The sequence below is a fragment of the Isoptericola hypogeus genome (assembly GCF_039531145.1).
GTDB classification, from domain to species: domain Bacteria; phylum Actinomycetota; class Actinomycetes; order Actinomycetales; family Cellulomonadaceae; genus Isoptericola; species Isoptericola hypogeus.
Window position 1 is genome coordinate 524,418 of record NZ_BAAAPM010000003.1, and the last position, 15,161, is coordinate 539,578.

Annotated in this window: 16 protein-coding genes and 1 tRNA gene; 6 read left to right on the forward strand and 11 right to left on the reverse strand. The window is 74.3% G+C overall.

The genetic code is table 11. The annotated features are described in order from the left end of the window. Positions 1–43: 43 nt before the first annotated feature. From rplL to ABD254_RS04795, 6 genes are all read right to left on the reverse strand, one after another. Positions 44–436 (reverse strand): 50S ribosomal protein L7/L12, encoded by a 393-nt coding sequence (rplL, locus tag ABD254_RS04770; RefSeq protein WP_344246158.1) that lies wholly within the window; start codon positions 434–436, stop codon positions 44–46. Between the two features lie 123 nt (positions 437–559). Continuing rightward, on the reverse strand, positions 560–1,093 hold the full coding sequence (rplJ, locus tag ABD254_RS04775) for a 50S ribosomal protein L10 (RefSeq protein ID WP_344246160.1): 534 nt from the start codon (positions 1,091–1,093) through the stop codon (positions 560–562). Between the two features lie 258 nt (positions 1,094–1,351). Next, positions 1,352–3,904 (reverse strand): CHAT domain-containing protein, encoded by a 2,553-nt coding sequence (locus ABD254_RS04780; RefSeq protein ID WP_344246162.1) that lies wholly within the window; start codon positions 3,902–3,904, stop codon positions 1,352–1,354. Positions 3,905–3,921: 17 nt separating this feature from the next. Then, a complete protein-coding gene (locus ABD254_RS04785) occupies positions 3,922–5,769 on the reverse strand; it encodes a S8 family serine peptidase (RefSeq protein WP_344246163.1) in 1,848 nt (615 codons plus the stop codon). 60 nt (positions 5,770–5,829) lie between these two features. Next, positions 5,830–6,381 (reverse strand): peptidase associated/transthyretin-like domain-containing protein, encoded by a 552-nt coding sequence (locus ABD254_RS04790; protein ID WP_344246165.1) that lies wholly within the window; start codon positions 6,379–6,381, stop codon positions 5,830–5,832. Further along, positions 6,378–7,013, reverse strand: coding sequence for an RNA polymerase sigma factor (locus tag ABD254_RS04795; RefSeq protein ID WP_344246167.1), 636 nt, complete (start codon positions 7,011–7,013; stop codon positions 6,378–6,380). Before ABD254_RS04795 ends, ABD254_RS04790 begins: the two co-directional genes overlap by 4 nt. A 297-nt stretch (positions 7,014–7,310) precedes the next feature. Here ABD254_RS04795 and ABD254_RS04800 point away from each other — a divergent pair, with 297 nt between their 5' ends. Then, entirely contained in the window at positions 7,311–7,721 is a 411-nt protein-coding gene (locus tag ABD254_RS04800; RefSeq protein WP_344246169.1) for a DUF4383 domain-containing protein, read from the forward strand. Further along, positions 7,718–8,299 (forward strand): hypothetical protein, encoded by a 582-nt coding sequence (locus ABD254_RS04805; protein ID WP_344246171.1) that lies wholly within the window; start codon positions 7,718–7,720, stop codon positions 8,297–8,299. The genes ABD254_RS04800 and ABD254_RS04805 overlap by 4 nt, the downstream gene beginning before the upstream one ends. Positions 8,300–8,430: 131 nt before the next feature. Here ABD254_RS04805 and rplA read toward each other — a convergent pair whose 3' ends face one another. From rplA to ABD254_RS04830, 5 genes are all read right to left on the reverse strand, one after another. After that, positions 8,431–9,141, reverse strand: a complete 711-nt coding sequence (gene rplA / locus ABD254_RS04810) for a 50S ribosomal protein L1 (protein WP_344246173.1) — start codon at positions 9,139–9,141, stop codon at positions 8,431–8,433. 115 nt (positions 9,142–9,256) lie between these two features. Further along, entirely contained in the window at positions 9,257–9,691 is a 435-nt protein-coding gene (rplK, locus tag ABD254_RS04815; RefSeq protein ID WP_344246175.1) for a 50S ribosomal protein L11, read from the reverse strand. A 109-nt stretch (positions 9,692–9,800) separates the two neighbouring features. Further along, complete coding sequence (gene nusG, locus ABD254_RS04820; RefSeq protein WP_344246177.1) at positions 9,801–10,670, reverse strand: transcription termination/antitermination protein NusG; 870 nt, start codon at positions 10,668–10,670, stop codon at positions 9,801–9,803. 70 nt (positions 10,671–10,740) lie between these two features. Further along, a complete protein-coding gene (gene secE / locus ABD254_RS04825; protein WP_344246179.1) occupies positions 10,741–10,995 on the reverse strand; it encodes a preprotein translocase subunit SecE in 255 nt (84 codons plus the stop codon). Positions 10,996–11,128: 133 nt separating this feature from the next. Further along, a tRNA-Trp gene (locus ABD254_RS04830) sits at positions 11,129–11,204 on the reverse strand. Between the two features lie 202 nt (positions 11,205–11,406). Between ABD254_RS04830 and ABD254_RS04835 the strand changes: the two genes are divergently transcribed. The 4 genes from ABD254_RS04835 to ABD254_RS04850 are packed head-to-tail and all read left to right on the forward strand — an operon-like array spanning position 11,407 to position 15,158. Further along, positions 11,407–12,363 carry an ABC transporter ATP-binding protein gene (locus tag ABD254_RS04835; protein WP_344246181.1) on the forward strand — a complete coding sequence of 319 codons (957 nt, stop codon included), beginning with the start codon at positions 11,407–11,409 and terminating at the stop codon, positions 12,361–12,363. Further along, a complete protein-coding gene (locus ABD254_RS04840) occupies positions 12,360–13,223 on the forward strand; it encodes an ABC transporter permease (protein ID WP_344246183.1) in 864 nt (287 codons plus the stop codon). Before ABD254_RS04835 ends, ABD254_RS04840 begins: the two co-directional genes overlap by 4 nt. Then, a complete protein-coding gene (locus ABD254_RS04845; RefSeq protein WP_344246185.1) occupies positions 13,210–14,511 on the forward strand; it encodes a sensor histidine kinase in 1,302 nt (433 codons plus the stop codon). The genes ABD254_RS04840 and ABD254_RS04845 overlap by 14 nt, the downstream gene beginning before the upstream one ends. Beyond that, entirely contained in the window at positions 14,508–15,158 is a 651-nt protein-coding gene (locus ABD254_RS04850; protein ID WP_344246187.1) for a response regulator, read from the forward strand. The genes ABD254_RS04845 and ABD254_RS04850 overlap by 4 nt, the downstream gene beginning before the upstream one ends. Positions 15,159–15,161 lie beyond the last annotated feature (3 nt).

The following is a 15,161-nucleotide window of genomic DNA, read 5'->3' on the forward strand; positions in this document are numbered from 1 at the left end:
TGCGGGCCTCTCGTGCAGCGGACGTGCGGCTAGGCCGCACAGATCACTTGAGGGTGACCGTGGCGCCGGCGCCCTCGAGGGCAGCCTTGGCCTTCTCGGCGGCGTCCTTGTCGGCAGCCTCGAGAACCGGCTTCGGCGCGCCGTCGACCAGGTCCTTGGCCTCCTTGAGACCGAGGGACGTGAGCGCGCGCACCTCCTTGATGACCTGGATCTTCTTGTCGCCGGCGGCCTCGAGGATGACGTCGAACTCCGTCTTCTCCTCGGCGGCAGCGGCGTCACCGGCACCGCCGGCGGCGGGGGCGGCGACCGCGACGGCGGCCGGCGCGGCGGCGGTGACCTCGAAGGTCTCCTCGAAGGCCTTCACGAACTCGTTGAGCTCGATGAGGGTGAGCTCCTTGAAAGCGTCGAGCAGCTCGTCGGTGGTGAGCTTCGCCATGATGGCGTTCCTTTCGATCTGTGTCCCGTGGCGCCTGAGGGCGGTCCACGCGATCCGTGGTGGTGCGTCCTGGGGCTGACGGCCCCGCAGAAGCAGAGGGGGGTTGTGCTCGCCGCACCGCCGTCAGGCGGCGACGGCCTCCGATTCCTGCTTCTTCTGACGCAGGGCATCGATGACGCGAGCAGCCTCGGCGGGCTTCGCGGTGAAGGCGTAGGCAGCCTGGTAGAGCTTGGCCTTCATCGCGCCGGCCGCCTTGGCCAGCAGGACCTCGCGGGACTCGAGGTCCGCGAGCTTGGTGACCTCTGCCGCGGTCAGGGCGTTCCCGTCGAGGACACCGCCCTTGATGACCAGAGCAGGGTTCGCCTTGGCGAAGTCACGCAGACCCTTGGCGGCCTCGACCGGGTCGCCGGTCACGAACGCGATCGCGGAGGGACCCTTGAGGTCGGCGTCGAGGGACTCGATGCCGGCTTCCTTGGCCGCGATGGCGGTCAGCGTGTTCTTCACCACGGCGTAGGTTGCGTTGCCGCTGAGCGACCGACGCAGCTCCTTGAGCTGCGCGACGGTGAGCCCGCGGTACTCGGTCAGCACGGCCGCGTTCGACTCGCGGAACTTGCCCGCGACCTCTGCGACTGCGGCTGCCTTGTCCGGCCTCGCCATGGCAATCCTTCCGATGGTGGTGCCACCGGTCCCCGGGACGAGAAAGAGCCCCGGCGCGAGGCGCACGGGGCTCGGAGCTGCAGCGTTGCTGCGGATCGTCGTCGTGTCACCTGCGCAGGCGCCCGCTCGTTCGGCGGGACTTCGGTCTTCGGCTTCCTGGGCGAGCCCGGGCAGCGTCGGACGACCGGCGGTCTTGGGTTACCTGACAAGAGTACACGACGCCCAGGGGCGTCCCGCCGCCCGCGGGCGAGGCGCTGGTCACAGCACGAGCGGGCCGAAGCACACGAGCGGGACCGGCTCGGGCTCGTCGGCGAGCGCCGCGGCCAGCGCCGCGCCCGGGCGGAGCCCCTCGCGGAGCCCCACGTGCACCTCGGCCATGATGCGCACGGCGACGTCGTCGCGCAGGGGCGCGACGCTCGCGATCACGGCCCGGGCGCCCATCCGCAGCAGCACGCTCGTCAGCCCGAGCGGCTCGCCCCCGCCGTGCCGGGTGCTCACCGAGCCCACGTCGCACGCCGAGAGCACGACGACGGACCGGGTGAGGTCCTTCCCGTCCAGCTCGTGCGCGAACAGCGGCCCGTCCGCCAGGTGCAGGCTCGAGAAGACCGGGTTCTCGGGCTCGTGGACCCCGTGCGCCGCGACGTGCACGACGGGCGCGCCGTCGACGGCGGCCACCACCGCGGCGCAGGTCGCGTCCTCCCCTGTCAGCAGCGTCGTCCCGCTCCCCCACGTGGCCGCGACGGCCGCGACCTCGCGCGCGGCGTGCCCCAGCCCAGGCCCCGCTACCGCCAGCCCCGGTCCCGGCCGCCAGCCCGCCACGCCACGTGCCACCCAGGAGTTCACGACCGTCGAGTGACCGCGCCGCGACGGGAGGGCGGCCCACGGCAGCGAGACCAGGCGGTCGCGCGCAGCGACGAACACCGGCCCGTCGACCTCCGCGGCACCCAGGAGGGTCTCGTCCAGCCAGCCGAGCCCGCGCTCGAGCGAGCTCAGCACCGCCTGGCGCAGCGGGCCTGGCAGCAACGCGTTGGCCAGCACCTCCTGGTCCGCCCGGACCCGGCGGGCGTGCTCGAGCACCTCGTCGACGGGGGCCAGGTCGACCAGCCGCGCCCCGCGGGCGTCCACCCGGACGCCCAGCACTCGCCCCCGGACGAGGCTGAGGTCGAGCACGACGCGGTCCGAGCCTGCCTCCCGCAGGTCGCGACGCAGCGCCCGCGCCGTCGTCGGCTCCGGCACGGCCGCCTCTCCCTCGGCGTACCAGGAACGCTCCCGCGCGCGGTGCTGGAGGCGCCATGCCTCCCGCCGCAGCGCGGCCTGCTGGCGCGCCGCGTCGGGGCCCGCCCCCAGCTGGCGCGCACGCTCGACGTGCTGACGCGCCTCGGCGACCAGCCTCGCGGTCTCCGGGTCGTCCGGGGGCCGGACCCGGCCCGTCCCGGCGAACGTCGCGCGTCCCCGCTCGACGGCGTCGAACACCGGGTCGGCCCGCCCGGACGCCAGCGCGGCGCCGACGTCGACCTGCAGGAGACGCATCCCGTGCGCGGCCGCGGCCGTCACCGCCTCGACCGCGCCCAGTCGCTGCCGCTGCGACGCGAGCAGGCGGTGCCCCCGTCGGACGGCGGCAACCCCCGCACGCCGGTCGCCGGCGCCGAACTCGCAGAGCGCGCGCACCACCTCGACGCGCACGCGGGTGCCCAGCGCCAGGTCGACGGGCGGCGGCAGGGCACCGAGGTCCTCGAGGGCCTCTGCGTACCGACCGCCCCGCGCCAGCGCCTCCGCGGTGAGCAGCAGCGCGTCGACGGCCACGCGCTGCGCCCCGGGCGTCTCCGCCGCACGGGCGCGCAGGGTACCGCCGTCCCGCGCGAGCGCCAGCCACGAGGCGGCGCCCGCGCGGCGCTCCTCGAGGATGCCGTGGCGCGCGTCCAGGACGATGAACCCGGCCCGGAGGTCGAGCAGGACGTGCCCGGCGCGCCGGGCGCGGGCGCGGGCCCGCCGCGCGAGGGCGAGCGCCTCCGTATGCCGCCCGAGGCCCACGAGGCAGCGCGACCGGGTGAGCCACGAGTCGAGCAGGTCGCGGGACCCACGGGTGGCCGACAGCACCTCCGACGCCCCCCGCAGGGCCTCCTCGGCGTCGGTGAGCAGCCCCGCCTCGTACAGCACGGCGGCCTTGTCCATAAGGCCCACCCCGGCGTGCTCCGGCGGCGCCGAGGACGCCGCGGAGTCCATGGCCCGGAGGGCGGCCGGGAGGTCGCCGCCGAGGAACAGCGCGTACCCGAGGTTGTGCTCGGCCATGCGGACGAACGACTCCTCGCCGACGTCGCGGGCGAGCTCCACGCACCGGCGCAGGTCGTCGGCCGCCCCCGGGACGTCGCCGGCCTCGAGCCGCAGAGACCCCCGGTTGAGCAGCACCGGGACGACCTCCGCGTCGTCGCGCATCCGCTCGAGGGCCGCGTCGAGCTCGTGGCGCGCGCCGTCGAGGTCGCCCGCGCGCAGCAGCTGCAGCCCCAGGTTCGCGTGGACCAGCCCGACCAGCTCCTCGCTCCCCGCGCGGAGCGCCATCGCCGCGGCGGCCGTGAGCTTGGCCAGGACGACGTCCAGGTCGGACCCGAGCTCGCCCTCACAGGCCGCGATCCCCACGAGGACGCGGGCGCGCAGGGCGGCCACCTGGCCGTCGGGTACCGACCCGTCCACGTCGTCGAGCCAGGCGAGCACCGCCCGGTACCGGCGCAGACCGCGCCCGAACTGCCGGTGGGTACGCGTGTGCGACCTGGTCGCGTCGACCTCCGCGAGCAGGTCCGCGTACGTATGCCCCATGCCTCACCCCATGCCGGTCACCCAGGGGAAGGCGCGTCGTCGTACGACAGCCCTCCCGTCGCCGCGGTGATCGCCTGCCAGACGGTGGCGACGCGGTCCTCGACCTCGCGAGGGGCGCGGTCGCCCGATCGGGCGAGCGTAGCGCCGTCGTGGCGGCGCCGCTCGCCCCTGAGGCGCAGGAGCTCGCGCGCGATCTCGCCCGCAAGGACCGGCGCCGCGAACGAGGTGCCGCTCCAGGTGGCGAACCCGCCCTGGAAGCCCTCCGGGTCGATCGTCGTGCGGACCCCCGGCCCGCGGCGCTCCTTGAGCCGGACGGACGGGGTGCGGGGCCCGTCCAGCGTCGTCGGGAGGCTGCTGACGACCGCGGCGCCGTACCGCAGGCACGTCACCCACGGGCCGTCGTTGCTGAACAGCGCGGTCGACCCGTCGGGGTTCAGCGCGCCGACCACGAGGATGGGCGGCCGGGTCGCGCTCGTGTCCTTGGGGCATGTGATGCGGGGCTCCGGGCCCGTCCGGTCGACCTCCGGGCCGAACGCGGCGGGGTACTCGGGCCGGGTCTCGCCGTCGTTGCCGGCCGCGACGACGACCGCGACGCCGGCGTCGCGCAGCCGGGCGAGTGCCACCTGGAGCGGACGGTCCCAGCGCAGGTCGTCGACCTCCTCGTGGTAGTAGCCCATCGCCAGGACGACGACGTCGACAGGGCTCGCGTCGTCGTCGCCCGCCAGGCCTCGCCGGTGGTAGCGGTACAGCCGGTCGAGGGACTCGATCACCTCGGACTCCACGGCCATCCCGGACCCGCCGACCGCACGGACGGGCAGGAGCCGGGCGTCGGGGCACACCTGGTGCACGATGCCGGCGATGAACGTGCCGTGCCCGGCGATCGGGTCGAGCGGGCCGGTCAGCGGCGCCGTGCTGGTCCCGCCGATCTCGGCGTCCTCCTCGGGGAAGCGCGGCACCGGGTACGTGCCGACGGGACCGTCGGGCAGGGAAGCGCCGCGGATGACGACGGTGCTCGCGCTCGGCTGGGCTTCCGGGTCGAGGGAGTAGTCGCCGAACCACGGGTGGCTGCCGATGCCCGTGTCCACGATCGCGACGACCGGGCGGAGCGCACCCCCGTCGGTGCGGGTGGGGTCGCCCTCCGCCGACGCCCGCGGGCTGGGCGCCGGGCCCAGCCACTGCACGGGAGACCGCCCCCCGGACCCCGGGATGCCGTACTCGGGCAGGCCGTGCGAGGTGAACGGGTGCGACGTGAACGGATGGGACGTGAAGGGGTGCGACGTGAACGGATGAGAGGTGAAGGGATGGGACGTGAACGGATGAGAGGTGAAGGGGTGCGACGTGAACGGATGGGACGTGAACGGGTGCGACGTGAACGGCATCGCCGTCATCACGTGGTCCAGGTTGATCCGCCACGAGGTGTCGTCGTCGTGCCCGTCCGCCTCCAGCGCCTCCCAGGCGTCGGGCAGCGCGTCGGTGCGGTCGGGCACCAGGTGCAGGACGAACCCGAGCTCGTCGTCGGGGGCCGGCGCGGTGCCCGCGTCGGCTTCGGCGCCGGCGGACCGCCCGCCCCACGTCATGACGCCGAGCCGACAGCCCTGCCGGTGCGCCTCGCTCTCGAGCCGGGTCGTCGGCGCGTCGTCCTCGGGGTCCGCGACCTGGAAGTACGTGGCCGCGCCCTGCTGTTCCCCCTGGCCCAGCCGACGACGGATCGAGTCGGGCACCGGACCCTGCACGAGGAGGCGGTCGGCGACGTACCAGGTCGGCGCTACCTCGGGCCGCCCGGCCCGCCGCCGGACCGCCGTCGGGTCCAGGTACCGGACCGGCGGGTCGACCGACCTCGCCGGGCCGACGGGCTGTTCGCTCACGTGTCCTCCTCGTCACGGTGGCGCGCGACGATCAGCGCGCCGGCCTGTCGGTCGTCGTGCTCAGATCTCGATGACCGGGGTCGTCACGACGGTCCCCTCGGGAGCGTCGCCCTCCCCCGGGCCGTCGGCGGGCAGCCGGACGAGCAGGCTGCTCGGCCCGCCGTCGACGCCGTCGAAGACGAAGCGCCCGTCGGCGTCGGTCGTCGCCTCCCGGTTCCCGTCCGGCTGACGCAGCTGGACCACCAGCTCCGCCGCCGGCGCGACCCAGCCGTCGATGCGCACCGACCTGCCGTCGTCGGCCGGTGACAGGGCGATCATCACGGTGAGCCGCTCGTGGGTGAAGGTGATGGTGCGCGCCTCGAGCGTGTCCCCGCCGCGGACCGAGCCGGCCGGCACGAGGACGCGCTGCAGCTCCATGACCTCGGCGACCTCGGCCTCGAGGCCCGCGAGGGTCACTGCGAAGAGGGACCGCTCGACCAGACCGTCCGGGACCGGGTCGAGCGCGGAGACCGTGCGCGCCAGCCGGGCCAGGAGGGCGACGTCGGCCGCGTCCAGCGGCTCGTCCTCGCCGGGCACCCGCTCCAGCTCCACGGCGTCAGGCTGCTGGTTCATGTCCACGAGGCCTCCCCCTGCTCCGTGAGGACGGCGCGCAGCTTGGCCAGGCACCGTCCCCGAGTCGCGCCGATGCTTCCCACCGGCATGCCGAGCGCCGCGGAGATCGACCGGTAGTCCGGCCGGTCCGCGAGCGAGATCAGACGCAGGAGCCGCTGGCAGCGCTCCGGGACCTTGCGCATCGCCGCCCACAGCAGGCGGTCGCGCTCGTCGTCGAGCACCGCGTCCTCCGGGCCGGGCGCGGCGTCGGGCAGCGTGGCCGGTCCGTCGTCCAGGTCGTCCGGCAGCTCGGTGCGCCGGCGGGCGTCGTCGCGGTCCTTGCGCACGGCCTGCCACGCTGCGCGCTTGGCCGTGACGAGCAGCCACTTGAGCACGGCCTTCGGCTCGGTGATGGTGTCCACGTGACGCACCAGAGCGGCCCACGTGCTCTGCACGACGTCGTCGGCGCTCTCCCGGTCGACGCCTTGCGCCCGCACCGTGTGCCACAGGAGCGGCGTCGCCTCGCGGACGAGTTCGGCGAGCGCGTCCGGGCGCCCCTCGCGGTACTCGACGAGCGCGCGGGCGGCGCGGTCGCCGAGGCTCTCGGAGGCGAGATCGCCGTCCTCGGGCAGGTCGTGGGTGGTTCGCGTCATGACAGGGCGTACCTCGCGCATGCTCGTCCGTCCGACCGGACCACCATGGTCCGGGGCTCCCGAGCCTAGAGTGCGCCCGGCACCGTGTGCAGGGCGAAATCCTGGCGGCATCCGGCCCTCCCTCTCGAGCACGCGGGCTCGTCGCATTCTTCGTCACCAGGAGGGAGGCCCCCTGGCAGGGCGTGATACCTCCGGCGCACATCGATCGCTGCGCGAACCCGTCCGCCCGCCCGCCGGCTCCGAACCCCGTGCGAGCGCGGGACCGACCCTCGCCCGAGAGAAGAAGGAGCAGCCACCATGGCCTCGTCTGCGAACCGCCTGCTCGCGACGGTCTTCGGGATCGTCTACCTGCTGGTCGGCCTGGCCGGCTTCGCCGTCACGTCCGGCGTCGGCTTCGCCGCCACCGAGGGGAAGGACCTCCTGCTCTTCGAGGTCAACCCGCTGCACAACATCGTCCACCTCGGCGTCGGCGCAGCGCTGCTGGTCGCGTCGCGCTCCGTGCGAGCCGCCAAGGGCGTGAACGTCACCATCGGCGCCGTGTACCTGCTGGTCGGGGTGCTGGGCCTGTTCCTCGTCGGCACGGGCGCCAACATCATCGCGCTCAACGGCGCCGACAACGTGCTGCACCTCGCCAGCGCGATCCTCCTGCTGGGCGTGGGCCTGGCCGCGGACCGGGAGACCGCGCCGGGCGCCGCCGCGGTCGCGTGACCGGGCCACAGCCCCTGGCGCGCGTCCTCGTCGCGTTCGCCCTCGTCGGCGCCGGGCTGGTCGACCTCGGTCTGGTGCGGGGCACGTTCCCCCACCCGCAGGCCGTCCTCGCCCTGGTGGTGGGTGCCGTCGAGCTGGTCGCGGCGGTGCTGGTCCTGCGCGCGGTCCCGTGGCGCACCACGAGCACGACCGTGCTCGTTCAGGCCTCTGTCGGAGGGCTCGTCGCCGTGAGCGTCCTGGGCATCCTCCTCGCGCTGGCTCCGGGCGGGCACTTCGGCGCGGCCGCAGCCGCGGCCGCAGCGCTCCAGCTCGCGGCCGCCGCCACGGTCGGCGCGATGACCCGGCCGCGCCCGTCCGGCCCGGACCGACCGGCGCCGGGCCACGGCACGACGACCCACGGCCGGCAGCCGCGGCGTGCCGGTGCCTCGCTGGCGCTCCTGTTCGTGGGCGCCGTCGTCGTGTCGACCATCACGACGGCCGGCCTCGCCGACACCGAGGCCGGTGCCCGGGCGGTGCCGCACGGCGAGCACCACCTGCCCGGCCTGCCCGGGCTGGAGCAGCATCACCACGGGCCGTGACCGCCTCCGGGGCCTGACCTGCCCGGGTGCCGGAGACGGTGCGGTCCCGGGAACGACGCACGGCCCGGCTCCCCTCGCGGGGTGCCGGGCCGTGCGTCGTCGCTCGAGGGTCCGCGGGGACCCTCGGAGGATCAGACCTCTTCGAGCAGCTTCGTGGTGCGCGACTGGTCGAGCGGGATGCCCGGGCCCATCGTCGTCGCCATCGTGGCCTTGGTGATGTATCGGCCCTTCGAGGACGACGGCTTGAGGCGCAGGACCTCGTCGAGCGCGGCCGCGTAGTTCTCCACCAGCGCGGTCTCGTCGAACGAGGCCTTGCCGATGATGAAGTGCAGGTTCGAGTGCTTGTCGACGCGGAACTCGATCTTGCCGCCCTTGATCTCGGACACGGCCTTGGCCACGTCCATCGTCACGGTGCCGGTCTTCGGGTTCGGCATGAGACCACGGGGGCCCAGCACCTTGCCCAGACGGCCGACCTTGCCCATGAGGTCGGGCGTCGCCACGGCGGCGTCGAAGTCCGTGTAGCCGTCGGCGACCTTGGCGATGAGCTCGTCGCCACCGACCTCGTCGGCGCCGGCCGCGCGGGCCTCCTCCGCCTTGGCGGCGTTCGCGAAGACGAGCACGCGGGCCGTCTTGCCGGTGCCGTGCGGGAGGTTGACCGTGCCGCGGACCATCTGGTCGGCCTTGCGGGGGTCGACGCCCAGGCGGAACACGACCTCGACGGTCGCGTCGTACTTGACCGTGGCGGTCTCCTTGGCGAGGCGGACCGCCTCGAGGGGCGCGTAGAGCGCGTCGCGGTCGATCTTCGCCGCGGCGGCGCGGTATGCCTTGCTGCGCGTTGCCATCTGCTTCTCCTTCTGCAGTCGTGGTCTGCGGGTCCGCGCGGACCCTTCCACGTGCCCGGCGCTCGCCGGGACTTGGGGTGCGCCGGACCGGATCGCTCCGGGCCGGCGCGGGGCGTCACTCGGAAACGGTGATGCCCATCGAACGGGCGGTGCCGGCGACGATCTTCATCGCGGCGTCGATGTCGTTCGCGTTGAGGTCGGCCAGCTTGGTCTGCGCGATCTCGCGGACCTGGTCCGAGGTCAGCGACGCGACCTTGACCGTGTGCGGGGTCGCGGAGCCCTTGGCGACACCGGCGGCCTTCTTGATGAGCTCGGCGGCCGGCGGCGTCTTCGTGATGAACGTGAACGAGCGGTCCTCGTACACGGTGATCTCGACGGGGATCACGTTGCCGCGCTGCGACTCCGTGGCCGCGTTGTAGGCCTTGCAGAACTCCATGATGTTCACGCCGTGCTGACCGAGCGCGGGGCCGATCGGCGGGGCGGGCGTGGCCGCGCCGGCCTTGATCTGGAGCTTGATGAGGCCGGAGACCTTCTTGGACTTGGGAGGCATGTCGCGTTCCTTGCTTTCTGTTCGTGGGCCGACGCCGTGGGCGATGACCCGGTTGCAGTGCTGCGTTCACGGTCGGGCGACGAGGCCGCCCGACGTCAGACCGGGGAGATCAGATCTTCGCGACCTGGTTGAACGACAGCTCGACCGGGGTCTCCCGGCCGAAGATGGAGACGAGGACCTTGAGCTTCGCGGCCTCGACGTTGATCTCGGAGATCGTGGCGGGCAGCGTGTCGAACGGCCCGTCGGTGACGGTGACCGACTCGCCGACCTCGAAGTCGACCTCGATCGCCGCGGCCTGCGAGGCCCCGGAGGAGGCGGCGGCGGCGGGCTTGCCGGCCTCCGGCTGCGCCTCGAGGAAGGACGGGGCGAGCATCGAGTACACCTCGTCGAGCGTCAGCGGGACCGGCTGGTGCGTGTGGCCCACGAAGCCCGTGACGCCGGGGGTGTGACGCACGGCGCCCCACGACTCGTCGGTGAGGTCCATGCGCACGAGGACGTAACCGGGGATGCGGACGCGGCGGACGGTCTTCTTCTGCGCGTTCTTGATCTCGGTCACCTCTTCCATGGGGACCTCGATCTGGAAGATGTAGTCCTCCATGTTCAGGCTCTGGATGCGGTTCTCCAGGTTGGCCTTCACACGGTTCTCGTAGCCGGCGTACGAGTGGATGACGTACCAGTCGCCGAACTGCGAGCGCAGCGTGCGGCGGAACTCCTCGGCCGGGTCCTCGACGACGTCGCCGTCGGCGTCCGCCGGGCGCTCGGACTCGTCGGTGCCAGCGGCGTCGGCGTCCTCGACATCCTCGTCGGCCTCGTCCGTCGCGACGGCCTCGTCGGTCACGACGTCGGCCTCGTCGGGGGTGGGCTCGCCGGCCGCGTCCGTGGTCTCGTCCGCGGGCACGTCGATGTCCGCCGCGTCGCCGTCGGCGTCGGGCTGCGTGGGGTCGACGTTCTCCGTCTGGTCCAGCGGATCCTGGGACACGAACGAACCTGCTTTCTGACTGCTGCTGTGTGGACGGCGGGCGCCCTGACGGACGTCCTGCGAGGCGGGGTCAGTCGCCGAAGACGGCGAGTACGCCCAGTCCGATGACGTAGTCGAGCGCCGTCACGAAGAGCATGACCACGGTGACGAACACCAGGACCACGATCGTGTAGTTGATCAGCTCCGACCGCGTCGGGGTGACCACCTTGCGCAGCTCGCCCACGACCTGCCGGACGAAGAGCGCGATGCGGGCGAAGACGTTGCGGCGCTTGCCCTCGCGGGCGCCCGCGCCGTCGTGGACGGCCTCGGCCGGCGACTCGCTCACTTGCAGTACCCCGTTTCGCGATGGAACCGCGGCCGCGCCACCTGCCGGTGACGCACCCACGGCACAGACTCCTGGCGTTCCGGGGTCACGCTGCGTGTGGCCCCGCTGCGCGCGGCCCCGCGGGGGATCACGCTGGCAGGGTAGACAGGACTCGAACCTGCAACCTGCGGTTTTGGAGACCGCTGCGCTACCAATTGCGCCACTACCCTTCGTGCTCGACGCCCCCCGAACCACCCCGCAGGGCGCGCTCGAACCTGGCGGGCATCAACCACCGAGGGACAACTGTACGCGACGCCGGGGCGTGGGTCGAACCGCGACGTCCGCCCTTCCTGCGGGTCCACCGACCGGTGGACGGCAGGTCCCGCCGTCCGGTCCTCACGCGCCCGGGGCGCGTCCCGCCAGGCTCGGGACATGGACCTCACGACGAGCGACCCCGCGACGAGCACCGCGATCCCCCCGAGCCCCGGCTCCGCGCTCCCCCGCCCGGAGACCGACGCGGTCGTCCGCGTCCGCGGCCTGCGCAAGCGGTACGGGCCCAAGCACGCCGTGGCCGGCCTGGACCTCGACCTCCACGCCGGCGAGATCGTCGCCGTCCTCGGCCCCAACGGCGCGGGGAAGACCACCACCGTCGAGATCCTCGAGGGCTTCCGGTCGCGGGACGCGGGCGAGGTCCGCGTGCTGGGCGAGGACCCCGCCACGGCGGGACGGGCCTGGCGCGCCCGGATCGGCGTCGTCGCGCAGGACTCGCGCGACCAGGCGGACCTCACCGTCGCCGAGTGCGTCCGCTCGACCGCCCGCTACTACCCCGCGCCCCGCGACCCCGACCAGGTGATCGACGCCGTCGGCCTACGACCGCAGGAGCGCTCGCGCGTGCGCTCGCTCTCGGGCGGACAGCGCCGGCGCCTCGACGTCGCGCTCGGCGTCGTCGGCGGCCCGGAGCTGCTGTTCCTCGACGAGCCCACCACGGGGTTCGACCCGCAGGCGCGCCGCGACTTCTGGGACCTCGTCCTCGGGCTGCGGCGGACCGGCACGACCATCCTGCTCACCACGCACGACCTCGCCGAGGCTGCGCACCTCGCCGACCGCGTCGCCGTCGTCCGCGACGGCACGGTGGTCGCGACCGGGGCCCCCGAGACCCTGGGTGGTCCGGACGCCCGCGTGCCCGTCGTCTCGTGGACGGCCGACGGCGAGGCGCGCTCCGAGCGCACCAGCACCCCGACGTCCCTCGTCGCCCGCCTCACCGCCGCGGCGGGCGGCGGCGAGATCACCGACCTGCGCGTGACCCGGCCGAGCCTCGAGGACGTGTACCTCGGGCTCCTCCGCCACCCGACGGACCAGCTCGACCACAGCACGGAGGACCAGTCATGAGCGCCACCCTGTCGCCTGCCCGGAGCACCGCCCCGAGACCCCGCGCCACGCGGCTGCCCGGCGCCGCCCGGCTCGCCGGGGTGCGCGCCGGCGTGGAGCTCCGCCAGTTCTGGCGCGAGCGCGACTCGGTCGTGTTCATCTTCGCGTACCCCGTCCTGATGCTCGCGATCTTCTCCACGGTGTTCGGCAGCGAGGAGCAGGGAGCAGACGGGGTCTCCATCGACTACGCGCAGTACTTCCTGCCCGGCATGATCGCGACCGGCATCATGCTCACCAGCTTCCAGACGCTGGCGATCTCCATCGCGATGGAGCGCGACGACGGCACCCTGCGACGCCTGCGCGCCACGCCGCTGCCAGCCACGTCCTACTTCTTCGGCAAGGTGCTCCTGACGCTGGCGACCCTGATCCCGCAGACGGCGCTCCTGCTGGTCGTCGCGGCGGTCGCCTTCGACGTCCCGATGCCGTCCGACCCCGGTCGCTGGTTCACGTTCGCCTGGGTGTTCGTGCTCGGCACGGCGTGCGGCGCCGTCTGCGGGGTGGGCTTCTCGTCGCTGCCGCGGTCGGGACGGTCCGCGAACGCGATCGTGACCCCCGTCGTGCTGGTGCTGCAGTTCGTCTCCGGGGTCTTCTTCGCGTTCTTCGCCCTGCCGGGGTGGATGCAGTCCGTCGCCTCCGTGTTCCCGCTGAAGTGGATCGCGCAGGGCATGCGGTCCGTCTTCCTGCCGGACGACCTGGTCGCCCTCGAGCCGAGCGGGTCCTGGCAGCACGTCGCTACCGCTGCTGTACTGGCCGCATGGTTGCTGATCGGCCTCGTGGTCGGGGCTCGGACGTTCCGGTGGCGTCGTCGTGACGACGGCTGACGGCCGCGGCCGCGGCGGCGGCGGCGGCGGTGAGGACGAGGATCCCGGCCACCCGGACGACGTCGCGTGGCACGCCACCGTCGACCAGTGGGACCGTCAGGTCCCCTGGTGGGACGCCGGGCTCGTCGCGATCGTCCTCCTCACGGCGGTCGCGCTCCCGCTGGGCGACGTCCGCGGCCGGGAGCTGTGGATCGCGTACGGCGCCATGGCCGCGATCCTGCTGGCCTACGCCGTGTGGGGCGCCCGCGCCGCGCGGACGAGGGACCAGCGGCGGGCGCTCGTCTACGTCGTCGTGCTGATCGTCGGGACGTCGGTCGCGGTCGCCCAGGCGGGCTCCGCGACGTTCCTGCTCTTCGCCGCGTTCGCGCAGCTGTGGATGCTCCTCGAGCCGCCGCGGCACGCCGTCGTCGCCAGCTGCGCCCTCGCCGTCGCGACCTCGTTCGCCGTCGCTGCCCAGGGCGGGTTCGACGTCCCCACGCTGCTCGAGGCCATCCCCGAGATGGGCGTCGCGCTCGCGTTCTCGGTGCTGCTGGGGCTGTGGTTCGCGTCGACCATGCGGCTCTCCGAGGAGCGGGCCCGGCTGCTGCACGAGCTGCGCGCCACCCAGACCCGGCTCGCCGAGTCGCACCACGCCGCCGGCGTCACCGCCGAGCGCGAGCGGATCGCGCGGGAGATCCACGACACCCTCGCGCAGGGCTTCACCAGCGTGGTGACGCAGTCGCAGGCGGCCGAGGCCGCCCTCGGGCGCGGCGAGCCCGGGCAGGCCCGCGAGCGGCTGCACCTGATCGAGCAGACCGCCCGCGACAACCTCGCCGAGGCGCGCGCGCTGGTGGCGGCGTTCGCGCCCGTGGGGCTGCAGGGGTCGACGCTCGCCGAGGCGCTGCGCCGGCTCGCGGACCGGTTCACGGCGGAGACCGGCACCTCGGTGCTGCTCGACGTCACGGACGCCGCGCTGGCCCGCACGAGGGCGGGCGGCGCGGCCCGGGACGCCGCCGCGGACGTCGTCGTGCTCCGCGCCGCGCAGGAGGCGCTGGCCAACGTGCGCAGGCACGCCGGCGCGCACGCCGTGACGATCCGGCTCGACGTCCGGGGCGACACCGCCGACGCCGGGATCCGGCTCGAGGTGACCGACGACGGGCGCGGGCTGCCGCCCGACCACGCCGAGGGGATCGGGCTGGCGGGCATGCGCGAGCGCGTCCGGGCGGCCGGCGGCACGCTGGACGTCGGCCCGGCGGGCGGCGGCGGCACGCGCGTCGCGGTGCGCCTGCCCGACGGGGACCCGTCGTGAGCGGCCCGGGGGGCTCCCCGGGCGCGGCGGGCGCGGCGGTGCGGGTGCTGGTCGCCGACGACCATCCCGTCGTCCGCTCCGGCATCATCGGCATGCTCGACGGCGAGCCGGACGTCCAGGTCGTGGGCGAGGCGCCGGACGGCGAGGCCGCGGTGGCGCTGGCCCGGGAGCTGGCGCCGGACGTCGTGCTCATGGACCTGCGCATGCCCCGGCTCGACGGCGTGGGGGCGACGGCCCGGATCGCGGGGACGGGCCCGGCCGTCGTCGTGCTCACCACCTACGACACCGACGCCGACATCCTGCGCGCGGTCGAGGCCGGGGCCACCGGCTACCTGCTCAAGGACACCCCGCGCGAGATCCTGGTGGCGGGGGTCCGGGCCGCCGCCCGGGGCGAGACGGTCCTCGCGCCGGGGGTGGCGACGCGACTGGTGAGCACCGTGCGCACCGCGGGCGAGCGACCCACCGCCCGCGAGGCGGAGGTCCTCGCGCAGGTGTCCCGCGGGCTCTCGAACGCCGCGATCGGACGCGAGCTGTTCATCGCCGAGGCGACCGTCAAGACGCACCTGCTGCGGGCGTTCGCGAAGCTCGGGGTGGACGACCGTACGGCCGCCGTCACCGTGGCACGCGAGCGCGGCTGGCTGCCCTGAGCC

Excerpts from the sequence above, each read along its gene's own strand:
- rplL (WP_344246158.1), bottom strand. The coding sequence starts at position 436 with ATGGCGAAGCTCACCACCGACGAGCTGCTCGACGCTTTCAAGGAGCTC.
- rplJ (WP_344246160.1), bottom strand. The coding sequence starts at position 1,093 with ATGGCGAGGCCGGACAAGGCAGCCGCAGTCGCAGAGGTCGCGGGCAAG.
- ABD254_RS04780 (WP_344246162.1), bottom strand. The coding sequence starts at position 3,904 with ATGGGGCATACGTACGCGGACCTGCTCGCGGAGGTCGACGCGACCAGG.
- ABD254_RS04790 (WP_344246165.1), bottom strand. The coding sequence starts at position 6,381 with ATGAACCAGCAGCCTGACGCCGTGGAGCTGGAGCGGGTGCCCGGCGAG.
- ABD254_RS04795 (WP_344246167.1), bottom strand. The coding sequence starts at position 7,013 with ATGACGCGAACCACCCACGACCTGCCCGAGGACGGCGATCTCGCCTCC.
- ABD254_RS04800 (WP_344246169.1), top strand. The coding sequence starts at position 7,311 with ATGGCCTCGTCTGCGAACCGCCTGCTCGCGACGGTCTTCGGGATCGTC.
- rplA (WP_344246173.1), bottom strand. The coding sequence starts at position 9,141 with ATGGCAACGCGCAGCAAGGCATACCGCGCCGCCGCGGCGAAGATCGAC.
- rplK (WP_344246175.1), bottom strand. The coding sequence starts at position 9,691 with ATGCCTCCCAAGTCCAAGAAGGTCTCCGGCCTCATCAAGCTCCAGATC.
- ABD254_RS04835 (WP_344246181.1), top strand. The coding sequence starts at position 11,407 with ATGGACCTCACGACGAGCGACCCCGCGACGAGCACCGCGATCCCCCCG.
- ABD254_RS04840 (WP_344246183.1), top strand. The coding sequence starts at position 12,360 with ATGAGCGCCACCCTGTCGCCTGCCCGGAGCACCGCCCCGAGACCCCGC.